Annotated in this window: 8 protein-coding genes; 5 read left to right on the top strand and 3 right to left on the bottom strand. The window is 71.3% G+C overall.

The genetic code is table 11. The annotated features are described in order from the left end of the window. Positions 1-10 precede the first annotated feature (10 nt). The 3 genes from grpE to LOK46_RS18820 all read right to left on the bottom strand — a co-directional run bounded on the left by grpE (position 11) and on the right by LOK46_RS18820 (position 4,991). Positions 11-625 carry a nucleotide exchange factor GrpE gene (gene grpE, locus LOK46_RS18830; protein WP_273559674.1) on the bottom strand — a complete coding sequence of 205 codons (615 nt, stop codon included), beginning with the start codon at positions 623-625 and terminating at the stop codon, positions 11-13. Positions 626-728: 103 nt separating this feature from the next. Next, positions 729-3,521, bottom strand: coding sequence for a [protein-PII] uridylyltransferase (locus LOK46_RS18825; protein WP_273564633.1), 2,793 nt, complete (start codon positions 3,519-3,521; stop codon positions 729-731). A gap of 51 nt (positions 3,522-3,572) precedes the next feature. Beyond that, on the bottom strand, positions 3,573-4,991 hold the full coding sequence (locus LOK46_RS18820) for a TAXI family TRAP transporter solute-binding subunit (RefSeq protein ID WP_273559673.1): 1,419 nt from the start codon (positions 4,989-4,991) through the stop codon (positions 3,573-3,575). A 224-nt stretch (positions 4,992-5,215) separates the two neighbouring features. On the opposite strand from LOK46_RS18820, the gene LOK46_RS18815 reads away from it, so the two are divergent. The 5 genes from LOK46_RS18815 to LOK46_RS18795 all read left to right on the top strand — a co-directional run bounded on the left by LOK46_RS18815 (position 5,216) and on the right by LOK46_RS18795 (position 14,215). Continuing rightward, positions 5,216-5,761 carry a regulatory protein RecX gene (locus tag LOK46_RS18815; protein WP_273559671.1) on the top strand — a complete coding sequence of 182 codons (546 nt, stop codon included), beginning with the start codon at positions 5,216-5,218 and terminating at the stop codon, positions 5,759-5,761. 76 nt (positions 5,762-5,837) lie between these two features. Continuing rightward, entirely contained in the window at positions 5,838-7,049 is a 1,212-nt protein-coding gene (locus LOK46_RS18810; RefSeq protein ID WP_273559669.1) for a putative DNA modification/repair radical SAM protein, read from the top strand. Continuing rightward, positions 7,049-8,530 (top strand): UdgX family uracil-DNA binding protein, encoded by a 1,482-nt coding sequence (locus LOK46_RS18805; RefSeq protein ID WP_273559667.1) that lies wholly within the window; start codon positions 7,049-7,051, stop codon positions 8,528-8,530. The genes LOK46_RS18810 and LOK46_RS18805 overlap by 1 nt, the downstream gene beginning before the upstream one ends. A 213-nt stretch (positions 8,531-8,743) precedes the next feature. Further along, complete coding sequence (gene polA, locus LOK46_RS18800) at positions 8,744-11,902, top strand: DNA polymerase I (RefSeq protein ID WP_273559665.1); 3,159 nt, start codon at positions 8,744-8,746, stop codon at positions 11,900-11,902. Positions 11,903-12,127: 225 nt separating this feature from the next. Beyond that, on the top strand, positions 12,128-14,215 hold the full coding sequence (locus LOK46_RS18795; protein ID WP_273559663.1) for a hybrid sensor histidine kinase/response regulator: 2,088 nt from the start codon (positions 12,128-12,130) through the stop codon (positions 14,213-14,215). The last annotated feature ends 6 nt before the right edge of the window (positions 14,216-14,221 follow it).

The following is a 14,221-nucleotide window of genomic DNA, read 5'->3' as shown; positions in this document are numbered from 1 at the left end:
GCGGGACCGCTCAGGCGGCGTCGGCCGGGTTGGCGGCCGCCTTCGGGCCGCCCTTGGCGACACCCACCAGGGCCGGGCGCAGCACGCGCTCGCCGATGACGTAGCCCGCCTGCACGACCTGCACGACGGTGCCGGCCGGAACCTCCGCGTTCGGCACCTCGAACATCGCCTGATGGCGGTTCGGGTCGAACTTCTGGCCCTGCGGCTCGACGATCTTCACGCCGTGGCGCTCCAGCGTCTTGCCGAGGTCGCGCTCGGTGAGCTCGATCCCGTCGATCAGCCCCTTCAGGGCGCCGTCGGCCGTGGCCTTCGCGTCGGCCGGGACGCTGTCGAGGGCGCGGCGGATGTTGTCGGCGACGTTGAGCACGTCCCGGGCGAAGTTGGTCACCGCGTAGGCGCGCGCGTCGGCGACCTCGCGCTCCGTCCGGCGGCGCAGGTTCTCCATCTCGGCGAGGGTCCGCAGCGTCCGGTCCTTGAGCTCGTCGCGCTCGGCGGTCAGCAGGGCCAGGGCCTCCGCGACCGGATCGACGGAGGTCGACGCGCTGCCCTGACCCGCGGGCGCGGAATCCTGGGCCGCGCCGGCACCGGCTTCGACCGTGGTCTGGCGCTGGTCATCCTGAGGCATGTCGTTGCTCGTCATCACGTTTCAGTCGTGGGCGGGAATCGGTGGGCGATGATGGAATCGGCGCTGATATCTGGCCACAGGGCCGCGAAATCAACCCGTACGCTCACGCCTCGCGCGGCGGCGGCGCCGCCACCAGCGCCTCCAGACCCTCGGCCTTGAGCGTCGCGACGTCGTGCGCGAACACGTCCATCACGGCGGCCCGGATCGCGGCCTGCCGGTCGGGCTGCGTCACCCGCGTGCCGGTGAGATCGGTGACGTAGAAGACGTCCACGGCGCGCTCGCCGAAGGTCGCCACGTGCGCCGACGTGATGTTGAGCGAGAGCCGGCTGAAGGCGGTGGTGAGTTCGTAGAGCAGGCCCGGCCGGTCGAGGCCGGTGATCTCCACCACGGTCTCCCGGCTCGACAGGGCGTTGTCGATGATGACGTCCGGCGGCACCGGGAAGGTCTTGGCGCGGGTGCTGGTCGGCGGGTGCTTGTCGGCCACGAGGTCGGCGATCTTGATCTCCCCCTTGAGCGCCCGCTCGATCGCCGCGGTGATGCGCTTGGTGCGCCGCAGCTCGTCGTCGTCCCGCTCGAAGGCGCGGGAGATGAAGATCGTGTCGAGGGCGAAGCCGTCCGTGGTGGTGAAGATCTGCGCGTCGACGATGTTGCTGCCGGCCGCCGCGCAGGCGCCGGTGACGATGGCGAGCAGGCGGGGATGGTCCGGCGAGTAGACCGTGATCTCGGTCACGCCCCGCACGGGGTCGAGGGCCACGTCGGTCGCGCTGGTCCGACTGTCGCGCACGACGTCGCGCAGGAAGATCGCGTTCTTGAGCTGGCGCGTGCCGTCGACCTTGAGCCAGTAGGCCTGGCTGTGGCGGGCCGCGTAGGCGTCGAACTCCTCCGAGCCCCAGCCGGGCAGCTGCTCCCGCAGGCCCATCTGGACGAGGCGCACCCGGTCGGTGCGGGCGATCTCGGAATGGCCGCCCGACAGGTAGACCTCGGTCTCGTCGTAGAGCGTGCGGAGCAGCGTGCCCTTCCAGGCCGTCCAGACGCCGGGCCCGACGGCGGTGATGTCGGCCACCGTCAGGATGGTCAGGAGCTTCAGCCGCTCCAGGCTCTGCACGCTCGCGGCGAAGCGCTCGATCGTCTTGGCATCCGAGAGGTCGCGGCTCTGCGCGGTCATCGACATCAGCAGGTGGTGTTCCACGAGCCAGCGCACCGTCTCGGTCTCGGCCTGGTTCAGGCCGAAGCGCGGGCAGAGCTTCTCGGCGATGGCGGCGCCGGCGATCGAGTGGTCCTCCGGCCGGCCCTTGGCGATGTCGTGCAGCAGGATCGCCACGTAGAGCGCGGTGCGGTTGTGGATCGAGTGCACGAGGCGCGAGACCAGCGGGTAGGTCTCCTGGACCCGACCCGACTCGATATCGGCCAGCACGCCGACCGTGCGCAGCAGGTGCTCGTCCACCGTGAAGTGGTGGTACATGTTGAACTGCATCATCGCGACGATGCGTCCGAAATCCGGGATGAAGCGGCCGAGCACGCCCGCCTCGTTCATCTCGCGCAGCGCCTCCTCCGGCGCGTTCCGGGAGGTCAGGATCTCGACGAACAGGCGGTTCGCCTCGGGGTCAACGCGCAACGACGGGTTGACGAGGCGCAGGGACCGGTTGGCTAGCCGCTTGGCATCCGGATGGATCGCGAGGTTGTGCCGGTCGGCGAGCCAGAACAGCCGGATCAGGTTGACCGGGTCGCGCTCGAAGGCGTCCTCCGCGCGCAGGTTCACCCGGCCGTGGTCGATCCAGAAATCCTCCGCCTCCATGGCGGTCGCCCGGAAGCGGTCGCGGAACCGGCCGATCCAGCGGTCGAGAACCGGCGTGCGCTTGGCGTGGCGCGCCTCCAGCTCCGCGCAGACGATCGCGGTGAGATCGCCGACATCCTTGGCGATGCGGAAATAGGCCTTCATGAAGCGCTCGACGCCGGAGAGGCCGCCCCGGGCCTCGTAGCCGAAGCGCTCGGCGATCCGCGGCTGCAGACCGAAGGACAGGCGCTCCTCGGCGCGCTTCGTGGCGAAGTGCATGTGGCAGCGCACCCGCCACAGGAACTCCTCGCAGCGCTCGAACAGCGCGTACTCTTCCGGGGTGAACAGGCCGGCGCTGACGAGTTCGGCCTGATCACGCACCCGGTAGGTGTACTTGGCGATCCAGAACAGCGTGTTCAGGTCGCGCAGGCCGCCCTTGCCGTCCTTGACGTTGGGCTCGACGAGGTAGCGCGAGGTGCCGGCCTTGGAGACGCGCATGTCGCGCTCGCGCAGCTTCGCCTCCACGAACTCGGCGGCGGACCCGACCACGAGCTCGGCGTCGAAGCGCGTCACGAGCTCCTCGTAGAGGACGCGGGTGCCGAACAGGAACCGCGCCTCCAGCAGGGAGGTGCGGATCGTCATGTCGGCCCGCGCCTCGCGCAGGCACTCCTCGACCGAGCGGGTGGCGTGGCCGACCTTCAGCTTCAGGTCCCACAGGACGTAGAGCATCCCCTCGACGACGCTCTCGGACCACGCGGTCTGCTTGTAGGGCAGCAGGAACAGCAGATCGATGTCCGATCCCGGCGCCATCGTGCCCCGGCCGTAGCCGCCGGTCGCGACGACCGCGAGCTGCTCGCCGGTCGACGGGTTGTCGTTGGGATAGAGCCGCCAGACAACGGCGTCGTGGATCGCCCGGACCACCGCGTCGGTGAGGTTCGAGAGCGTCTGCGCGCAGAGCAGGCCGTTGCGGTCCTCGAGGAGCTGCGCCTCGGCGGCCCGGTGGCCCTCCTCGATCACCCGGCGCAACTGCGGCACCAGCGCGGCCCGGAGCTTGGTGGGCTCGCGGGCCTCGCGGTCGAGATTCTCGAGGACCGTATCGAGGGCGGCGACGGGATCGAACATGGTTCCCGTTAGCATGATATCCCTAAGCCGCCAGCCATGCGGCGCCCGCCGCTACTCCGCGGCCGGCAGGTCGAGGGCGAGCAGCCGCGCCGTGCGGTTGCGAGTCGCCGCCCGGGGCTCGGTCTCGCTCGTCTGCCGCCGCGCGTCGGCGATGGCCGCGTGGACGCCGTCGACCGCCAGGATCAGGGCGCTGACCGTCCGCGCGTCGATGCTGCGCTCGCGGGCGTAGCAGACGACGTCGGCCACCAGCCCGTCGGTCTCGATCGCGATCGCGTCGAGTTCGGCGGCGCTGGTCGCCGCGCGCACCTCGCGCATGATGTCGAGCAGCCGGTCGAGGACGAAATCCACGCGCTCCCGGCGCTTGCGGGCGAGGCGCTGGCCGATCCAGGCGAAGCCGGAGCCGATCGTGCCGCCGAAGAAGGCGAACAGGTAGATGTAATCCTCGTAGCGGTCGAGGAAGGTCTGCTGCTCGCGCTCGAAATAGTCGACGGCGCCGGGGTGGTTCGGCAGGCGCGCCGAGGTCGCCGCCACCGTCGTGTCGAAGTCCGGCGCCTTCATCAGCTTGGCCACCGGCGCGGTCGAGGCGAGCCGCGAGCGCCACTCGAACAGGTGCTGCGTCGCCGAGGCGACCGCGACGCGGCTGACCGTGCCCCGGGCCATCAGACGGTAGGAGGCGCCGACCGTCTTGATCTCCTCGTCGGGCCGCTTCGGGCGGCCGCCGAAGGTGCCGGCCGGGATCGTCACCGATTGCAGCTCGGGGAAGCGCTGCAGGATCGCGTCGCCGTCCGGGATCGAGACGAAGCCGATCTTGCGGTCCGGCGAGCCCAGCTCGACGGCGCGCACCACCGCGGCCGCGGATTTGGAGGCCGGGCTCGCGATCACCGCCACCGCGTCGACGCGCTTCTCGGTCAGCGCGGCCGTGACGTCGCCGACCTTCAAGGGCACCACGACCACGTGGCCGGGCTCCGCCTCGGCGGCGTGGCCGGCCTCCGACCCGTCCTCGCCCGCGCTGTCCGGCACGAGGTCGTAGAAGGAGAGCAGGTTCGTGAGGAACGACAGGTCGGCGCTGTGGCGGACCACGATGCCGAGCCGCTTGCGCGCCAGGGCGGGCACGTCGTCGAGATCGGCCGCCTCGGGCGCCGCGATGACGAGGGCCTCGTCGTGCAGGATCGCCAGGGTCAGCCCGTTCTCGGGCAGGAACACGTCCGGCCGCACCACCGCGAGGTCGGCCTTGTTCCGCTGGAGCGCCAGGGCACTGTCGCGCACGTCGCCGTAGCGCACCACCTTGAGCCGGACATCCTCCCGCGCCCGGTCGAGGGCGCCGGCATAGGCCTCGATCAGCGCGGCCTCGGGGCCGTCCTGCGGGCCGACCGCCACCGTCAGGGTGTTCGGACGCGACAGGTAGACGATCGCGGCCGCGGCCGCGGCCAGGCCCAGGGCCACGAGGACCAGGAGCCACTCGCGCCGCATCAGGAAGGCCGCCGCGCCGTGGAGCCGCCGGCGCCATCGGCCCTGCGCACTGCCTGCCGAAGAACGGTGGTTCGGGCCATGGCCGAGCCTGTCGCGTTGCGCGCGTTCCATACCCGAGTCATGGAACGCAAACCTGTCGAGATCGTGAAGAACCGGTGAAATCTCCATTCGTTGCAGGATCCGCGCCAGAACGCCGCGACCGGGAGGTCAAGCCGCCCGGCCCCGTGAGCCCGGCCTGGCTCGAGCGGGCGGCGCTCCACTACCTGGAGCGCTACAGCGCCTCGACCGAGATGCTGCGCCGGACGCTCGCCCGCCGCGTCCAGAAGCGGGCGCGGGCCCGGGGCGAGGATCCCGAACGCTTCGCCGACCTCGTGACGGCGACCGTCGCGCGGGCCGTGTCGGCCGGCCTCGTGGACGACGCGCGCTTCGCCGATACCCGCCTCGCCACCCTGCGCCGCCGCGGAACGTCGACCCGCGGCGTCTCGGCCAAGCTCGCCGCCAAGGGGATCCCGCGCGACGTCGTGGAGGCCGCCATGCTGGCGGAGCGCGACGCCCTGCCGGACGGCGAGGCGGACGCGATCGAGGAGCAGGCCGCGCAGGCCTACGCCAAGCGGCGTCGCCTCGGCCCGTATCGCCGCCCGGATCAGCGGGCGACGCACCGGGACCGGGACCTCGCCGCCCTGGCCCGGGCCGGCTTCGCCTACGGCCTCGCCCGCCGGGTGGTCGACCGGGACCCTGACGAAGCCGACGAGCCCGACGCGCCGGCGTGACGGGTGCGGCATCGCGGCCCGGGGTGAACGCCGCGCCGGCCTTGCACCTTCGGCCGCGTTGTTCATTGTCTGTTCGATGGACGAGACACTGGCCAAGAAGCTGCGCATCCTCGCGGACGCCGCCAAGTACGACGCCTCCTGCGCCTCCTCGGCCGCGCCGAAGCGGGCCGCGGGCAAGGACGGGCTCGGGTCGACCACCGGGGCCGGGATCTGCCACGCCTACACGCCGGACGGGCGGTGCGTCTCGCTCCTCAAGATCCTGCTGACCAACTGGTGCCTGTTCGACTGCGCCTACTGCGTGAACCGGCGCTCCTCGAACGTGCGGCGGGCGAAGTTCACCGTGGAGGAGGTCGTGAGCCTCACCCTGAACTTCTACCGGCGCAACTACATCGAGGGCCTGTTCCTGTCCTCCGGCATCATCAAGTCGCCGGACCACACGATGGAGCTGCTGACCCGCGTGGCGAAGTCGCTGCGGCGCGACCACGGCTTCGCCGGCTACATCCACCTCAAGTCGATCCCGGAGGCGAGTCCCTGGCTGATCGAGGAGGCCGGCCTGTACGCCGACCGGCTCTCGATCAACGTCGAGTTGCCGACCGAGGCGAGCCTGGAGCGGCTCGCGCCCGAGAAGGACGGCGCCGCGATCCAGGTGGCCATGGCGCAGATCGGCGAGCGCATCGTGCAGGCCAAGGCCGAGAAGCGCCGGTTCTCGCCTGCCGGCCACTCGACGCAGGTGATCGTCGGGGCGGACGCCACCACCGACGAGGCGCTGATCCGCAAGAGCGCGCTGCTCTACGGCAGCGTCGGGCTGAAGCGGGTCTACTACTCCGCCTACAGCCCGATCCCGGACGGGTCGGCGATCCTGCCGCCGAAGCCGCCGCCGCTCCAGCGCGAGCACCGCCTGTACCAGGCCGACTGGCTGCTCCGGTACTACGAATTCACCCCCGACGAGGTGGCCGACGCTTCCGAGGGCGGGATGCTGGCCCTCGACATCGACCCGAAGCTCGCCTGGGCGCTCAAGCACCGGGACAGGTTCCCCGTGGACGTGAACCGGGCCGACCGGGAATGGCTGCTGCGGGTGCCGGGGCTCGGCGCGCGGGCGGTCGACAAGATCATCCGGGCGCGCCGCCACGCGACGCTGCGCCTCGACGACGTCGCCCGGCTGACCTCCGGCCTCAAGCGGGCGCGCCCGTTCCTGGTGGCCGCCGACCATCGGCCGGTCGGGCTCACGGACCGGCTCGACCTCCGGGCGCGGCTGGTCGAGCCCGCGGCGCAGCTGAGCCTGTTCTGATGGGGGCGGGTCACGCGCCGCGTCCCTCACGCTCCGGGGACGGGGCGGATCCGCGGTCGCCGCGCGCCGTCGCGCTGCGCCCCGGCGCCGATCTCGACGGATTCCGCAACGCCGTCCGGAGCCTCGTCGCGCGGGGCGTCGCGCCCGAAGCCGTGACGTGGTCGGTGACGGATGCGCCCGGCCTGTTCGGCAGCGACGCGCAGCAGGACGCCGGCACGCCGCTCGTCCTGCCGAAGGCCGTCGCGAGCCTGATCCCGCAGGTGATCCCCCACCGCGATCCGGAGCGGTACGGCCTGCTCTACGCACTCGTCTGGCGGGTCTGCCACGGCGAGCGGCACCTGATGGAGGTCGGCAGCGATCCCCTGGTCCACCGCCTGCACCGGATGGCGAAGGCGATCGGGCGCGACCTCCACAAGATGCACGCCTTCCTGCGCTTCCGCCGCGCGGAGGGACCGGACGGCGAGCGCTACGTCGCGTGGTTCGAGCCCGATCACCACATCCTCGAGGCGGCGGCGCCGTTCTTCGTCGATCGCTTCCGCGGGATGCACTGGTCGATCCTGACGCCCGAAGGCTCGGCCCACTGGGATACCGAGACCCTGACCTTCGGGCCGCCCGGGGACCGGGCGCAGCTGCCCGAGGGCGACGGCTTCGAGGCCGGCTGGCAGACCTACTACGAGAGCACCTTCAACCCGGCCCGCACCAACCTGAAGGCCATGCGGGCCGAGATGCCCAAGAAGTACTGGCACAACATGCCCGAGACGGCCGCGATCCCGGCCCTGGTCCGGGCGGCGGCCGGGCGCACCGAAGCCATGATCGAGAGGGAGCCGACCTTGCCCACACGCCGCGAACCCGCCCGGGCCGTCGCCGCCATGGCCGACCAGGATCCCAAGACCCTGGAGGCGCTGAACGCGATCATCCGCCGGACCGAGCCGCTCGTCCCGGGGGCTACCCAGGCCGTGCTCGGCGAGGGGCCGGTCGGGGCAACAGTGGCCTTCGTGGGCGAGCAGCCCGGCGACCAGGAGGACCGGCAGGGCCGGCCCTTCGTGGGTCCCGCCGGCCAGCTGCTCTCCCGCGCCATGGCGGAGGCCGGGATCGACCGGGGCGCGAGCTACCTGACGAACGCGGTCAAGCACTTCAAGTTCGAGGAGCGCGGCAAGCGCCGCATCCACCAGAAGCCGACCGCTGGCGAGGTCAGCCACTACCGGTGGTGGCTCGACCGGGAGCTCGAATTCGTCGGTCCGAAGCTCGTCGTGGCGCTCGGCGCGACCGCCGTGCTGGCGCTGACCGGCAAGGCGATCCCGATCACGCGGGCGCGCGGCCCGTTCCGCTTCGACCGGCACGACAACCGCTTCCAGGGGTTCATCACGGTCCACCCCTCCTACCTGCTCCGGCTGCCGGACGAGGCGAAGGCGGAGGCCTACGCGGCCTTCGTGGACGACCTGCGCCGGGTCGAGGCGCTGGGGCGCGAGCTCGCCGCGTGAGGTCGGACGCGCCGCCTGCTCGGCGACGCCGACACGGCGCGCGTTCGGCCGCTTTCCGCGCAGCGTCGGACGGATGCCCGCCCGACACTTGGCGGGTGCCGCTGGACAACGTTCGGCTCACCGTCCACCACATGCGGCCCGTTCCGGTCGCGGCCTGCCGCGCCGAACTGGACCGCGCACACGACCCCTGATCGCCCCGAGCCGCCTGAGCCCATGACCGACTCGAAGCCCGACTCGAGCCCCGAGACCAAGCCCGTGGGACCCGGCGATCAGGTGATCCTGGTCGACGGCTCGTCCTTCATCTTCCGGGCCTATTTCCAGTCGATCAACCAGGACCAGAAATACAACTCGCGCCCGTCCGACGGGCTGCCCACCGGCGCCGTGCGCCTGTTCTGCACCAAGATCGCGCAGTTCCTGCAGGACGGTGCCGCCGGCACGATGCCGACCCATCTCGGCATCGTCTTCGACAAGTCCGAGGGCTCGTTCCGCAAGGAGATGTTCCCCGACTACAAGGGCCACCGCCCGGACGCCCCCGACGACCTCAAGCGGCAGATGCCGCTGATGCGCGACGCGGTGCGGGCCTTCGGCCTGCACGCGGTGGAGCTGGAGCGCTACGAGGCCGACGATCTCATCGCCACCTACACCCGCCAGGCCGAGGCGCGGGGCGCGGGCGTCATCATCGTCTCGTCCGACAAGGACCTGATGCAGCTCGTCGGGCCGCAGGTCCGGTTCTACGACTTCGAGTCGGGCGCCAAGGGCAAGCCCGGCTACCGACCCGAGCGCAACCTCGACGTCGAGGCGATCGTCGCCAAGTGGGAGGGGCTGCAGCCGAACCAGATCGGCGACGCCCTCGCGCTCATCGGCGACACCTCCGACAACGTGCCGGGCGTTCCCGGCATCGGCCTGAAGACCGCGGCGGCGCTGATCAAGGAGTTCGGCAGCCTCGAGGCCCTTCTGGAGCGCGCGGGCGAGATCAAGCAGCCCAAGCGCCGGGAGACGCTGCTCGCCAACGTCGATCAAGCCAAGCTGTCGCGCAAGCTCGTCGCGCTGATGGAGGACGTGCCCGTCCCGGTGCCGCTGGACGAGCTCGGCGTGCCCGAGCCGAACCCCGAGAAGCTCGTCGGCTTCTTGAAGGCGATGGAGTTCAACACCCTGACGCGCCGCATCGCCCAGATGCTGCACGTCGACCCCGAGGCGGTGAAGCCCGACCCGCGGCTTCTGCCGGGCGCCCGGCCGCACGGCTACGGCAACGCCGCCGGCGGCAGCGACGCGGTGCCGTTCTTCGGCGATTCTGTCCCGCCGGATCCCGAGACCGCGGCGGCGGGGGCCGAGCGACCGCCGGGCGCCGCCCCGCCGGAAGGCGGCGAGATCGACCCCTTCGCCGATCTCGACCTCCCGGACGCTCCCGCCAAGCCCCGGGCACCCGTCGAGGCGACCCCCGGCAACGTGGTGGCGGCCCGGGCCGCGGAGGCCGTGGCGCCCTTCGACACCGCCGCCTACGAGACGGTCTCGTCCCTGGAGCAGCTCGACGCCTGGATCGCCGAGGCCGAGGAGGTCGGCGTGATCGCGGTCGACACCGAGACCGACTCCCTCGACGCCCACAAGGCCGGCCTCGTCGGCGTCTCGCTGGCGGTCGCCACCGGCCGGGCCTGCTACATCCCGCTGGCCCACGTTCAGGCCGCCAAGGTGCAGGCCGACGCCACCGACCTGTTCGGCGAGGGCGCCGCGCCGTCGGACGTGGTCGAGCCGGTGCCGGGCCAGATCCCCCTGAAGGAGGCCGTCGCCCGGCTGAAGCCGCTCCTGGAGAACCCGGGCGTCCTGAAGGTCGGCCAGAATCTCAAGTACGACTGGGTGGTGCTCGCCCGCTACGGCATCGAGGTCGCGCCGTTCGACGACACGATGCTGATCTCCTACGTCCTCGACGCCGGCAAGGGCGGCCACGGCATGGACGAGCTGGCCCGCCGGCATCTCGGCCACCAGCCGATCACCTTCTCGGACGTGGCCGGCACCGGCCGCAACAAGGTGACCTTCGACCGCGTCGCGATCGACAAGGCCACCGCCTACGCGGCCGAGGACGCCGACGTGACCCTGCGCCTGTGGCGGATGATGAAGCCGCGCCTCGTGGCCGAGCACCGGGTCGCCGTCTACGAGACGCTGGAGCGGCCCCTGCTGCCGGTGATCGCCCGGATGGAGCAGCGCGGCATCCGCGTCGACCGGGAGATTCTGAGCCGCCTATCAGGGGACTTCTCGCAGATCCTCGTCCGCCTGGAGGAGGAGATCCAGGAGGATGCCGGCGAGAAGTTCTCGGTCGGCTCGCCGAAGCAGATCGGCGACATCCTGTTCGGCAAGATGGGCCTACCGGGCGCCAAGAAGACACCCTCCGGCCAGTGGGCGACGCCCGCGACCCTGCTGGAGGAGCTCGCCCAGGCGGGCCACGATCTGCCCAAGAAGATCCTGGAATGGCGCCAGCTCTCGAAGCTGAAATCCACCTACACGGACGCGCTCCAGGCCCATGCCGACCGCGAGACCGCGCGGGTCCACACCTCGTTCTCGCTGGCGGCGACCACCACGGGGCGGCTGTCCTCCTCCGAGCCGAACCTGCAGAACATCCCGATCCGCACCGAGGAGGGGCGGCGCATCCGCCGCGCCTTCGTGGCGGCGCCCGGCAACCGGCTGATCTCCGCCGACTACTCGCAGATCGAGCTGCGGCTGCTGGCCCACATGGCCGACATCCCGGAACTCCGGAAGGCGTTCGAGGACGGCATCGACATCCACGCGGCGACCGCCTCGGCGATGTTCGGCGTGCCGCTCAAGGAGATGACCCCCGACCTGCGGCGCCGCGCGAAGACCATCAACTTCGGCATCATCTACGGCATCTCGGCCTTCGGCCTCGCCGACCGGCTCGGCATCGGCCGCGAGGAGGCCTCGGCGTTCATCAAGCAGTATTTCGAGCAGTTCCCGGGCATCCGAGACTATATCGACACCACCAAGAGGAGCTGCCGCGACAAGGGCTACGTCACGACCCTGTTCGGCCGGGTGTGCCACTACCCGCAGATCCGCTCCAACAACCCGTCCGAGCGGGCCAGCGTCGAGCGGCAGGCGATCAACGCGCCGATCCAGGGTTCGGCCGCCGACATCATCCGCCGGGCCATGACCCGGATGGAGGCGGCGCTCGCCGCGAAGCGCCTCAAGGCACGCATGCTGCTCCAGGTGCACGACGAGCTGGTGTTCGAGGCGGCCGAGGACGAGGTGGAGCAGACGATCCCGATCATCCGCGGCGTCATGGAAGAGGCGCCGGCGCCGGCCCTGACGCTGAAGGTGCCGCTGGTGGTCGAGGCCAACGCGGCGGGCAACTGGCAGGAGGCGCATTGACGGGTCGGGTCGGATCGAGGCTCAGCCGGCCGTCTTCGCGAGCGGAGCGAAGCGATCCAGTCGGCGCCACGCTTGCCGACGTCCCGTAGCCCTGGGTTGCTTCGCTCCGCTCGCGAGGACGGCGGCGCGCTGAGACGACGTCGTTGAACCGCGAGCGGGCATCTTGGAGATGCCGCCGAAGACGGTCATACGCCGTACGCGTATGACCTGCATTTCTCAGAGCCCGTGACCGAGCCCTTCCCCTTCCTCTCCGGCGGCGGTGAGGCCGCGCGCATGATTCGCGCGCGCGACTGGTCGGATCATCCCCTGGGGCTTCTGGAGACGTGGCCGGCGGAGTTCCGCGCGGCCCTGTCGCTCGTCCTCAACTCGCCGGAATCGATGATCCTGGCCTGGGGGCCCGACCTCCACTTCTTCTTCAACGACACCTACTTCCCGCTCCTCGGACCCCGGCTACCCTGGGCGATGGGCGAGCGGTTCGACGTGGTCTGGGCGGATGCCTGGGGTCAGGCCAAGCCGATCATCGACGCCGCGATGGCGGGGCGTCCGGAGCGCTTCGTCGACCTGCCGTGGCAGCTCGACACCGATCGGGGCGCCCGCGAGACGTGGTGGACCTTCTCGTACTCGCGGGTTCTCGATGCCGGGGGCCAAGTCGCCGGCCTGTTCATCCTCACCAACGAGACCACCGGCCGCGTCCTGGCGGACGCGGCGCTGAAGGAGAGCCAGGGCCGGCTCGAGGCGGCGCTCGCGGAGTTGCGCGAGCTCAACGCCACCTTGGCGCAGCAGGTCGAGGAGCGGACGGCCGACCGCAACGCCCTGTGGACGCTCTCGTCCGACATGATGCTGCGCTGCCTGTTCGACGGGACGATCACCGCGGTGAACCCGGCCTGGACCGAGGTGCTGGGCTGGCGCCCGGACGAGTTGATCGGGACGAAGCTCATCGCCTTCGTCCATCCGGACGATTTCGAGCGCACCGTCGAGGGCGCGCGCCAGCTCTCCGCCGGGTCGAGCCTCGCGCGCTTCGACAACCGCTACCGCCACCGGGATGGCAGCTATCGCTGGATCAGCTGGGCGGCCCGGCCGGAGGAGGGGGTCATCAACGCCGTCGGCCGCGATTTCACCGCGGAGCGCGAGCGCGCCGACGCCCTGGCCGCGGCCGAGGAGGCCCTGCGGCAGTCTCAGAAGATGGAGGCCGTCGGCCAGCTCACCGGCGGCATCGCCCACGACTTCAACAACCTGCTCGCCGGCATCTCCGGCTCGCTGGAGCTGATCCAGACCCGTCTCGGCCAGGGCCGCGTCATGGATGTGGACCGCTACATCAACGCCGCGCAGGGGGCCTCGAAGCGGGCCGCGGCGCTGACCCACCGGCTGCTCGCCTTCTCGCGGCGCCAGACCCTCGACCCGAAGCCCACCGACGTGAACCGGCTGGTGGCCGGCATGGAGGAGCTGATCCGGCGCACCGTCGGGCCCGCCGCGGTCGTCGAGGTGGTGGCGCCTCCGGGCCTGTGGCCCGCCCTGGTCGACCCGCCGCAGCTCGAGAACGCGCTCCTCAACCTGTGCATCAACGCCCGGGACGCGATGCCGGAGGGGGGCCGGATCACGATCGAGACCGCCAATGCCTGGCTCGACGAGCGCGCCGCTCGGCGCCACGACATGCCGCCGGGCCAATACCTGTCCCTCTGCGTCACCGACACCGGCGTCGGCATGCCGCCGGAGATCGTCGGCAAGGTGTTCGAGCCGTTCTTCACCACGAAGCCGCTGGGGCAGGGTACCGGCCTCGGCCTGTCGATGATCTACGGCTTCGCGCAGCAATCGGGCGGCCAGGTGCGGATCCACTCCGAGCTCGGCAAAGGCACCACGGTCTGCCTCTATCTGCCCCGCCACCGCGGCCCGGTGGTCGAGGAGGACGCGCACGCCGCCGTCGGCGCGCCGCCGCGGGCCGCGCCGGGCGAGACCGTGCTGGTGGTCGACGACGAGCCGACCGTCCGCATGCTGGTCACCGAGGTGCTGGAGGAACTCGGCTACACGGCGATCGAGGCCGCCGACAGCGCGGCCGGCCTCAAGGTGCTGCAATCCGACGTGCGCATCGACCTGCTGGTGTCCGACATCGGATTGCCGGGCGGCATGAACGGGCGCCAGATGGCCGAGGCCGGCCGGGTCACGCGCCCCGGCCTCAAGGTCCTGTTCGTCACCGGCTACGCCGAGAGCGCGGTCTTCGGCAACGGGCCCCTCGATGCCGGGATGCAGGTCATCACCAAGCCGTTCGTGGTGGAGGTGCTGGGAGCCCGCATCCGCGAGATGATCGGAACGGCTTGACCGCAC

The organism is Methylobacterium sp. NMS14P (genome assembly GCF_028583545.1).
In the GTDB taxonomy this organism is placed as follows: Bacteria; Pseudomonadota; Alphaproteobacteria; order Rhizobiales; family Beijerinckiaceae; genus Methylobacterium.
Note: the sequence above shows the minus strand (reverse complement) of the source record. Positions and strands in the feature narration are given on the sequence as shown.

Coding starts and splice junctions, on each gene's coding strand:
- grpE (WP_273559674.1), bottom strand. CDS start 625: ATGCCTCAGGATGACCAGCGCCAGACCACGGTCGAAGCCGGTGCCGGC.
- LOK46_RS18825 (WP_273564633.1), bottom strand. CDS start 3,521: ATGTTCGATCCCGTCGCCGCCCTCGATACGGTCCTCGAGAATCTCGAC.
- LOK46_RS18820 (WP_273559673.1), bottom strand. CDS start 4,991: ATGCGGCGCGAGTGGCTCCTGGTCCTCGTGGCCCTGGGCCTGGCCGCG.
- LOK46_RS18810 (WP_273559669.1), top strand. CDS start 5,838: ATGGACGAGACACTGGCCAAGAAGCTGCGCATCCTCGCGGACGCCGCC.
- LOK46_RS18805 (WP_273559667.1), top strand. CDS start 7,049: ATGGGGGCGGGTCACGCGCCGCGTCCCTCACGCTCCGGGGACGGGGCG.
- polA (WP_273559665.1), top strand. CDS start 8,744: ATGACCGACTCGAAGCCCGACTCGAGCCCCGAGACCAAGCCCGTGGGA.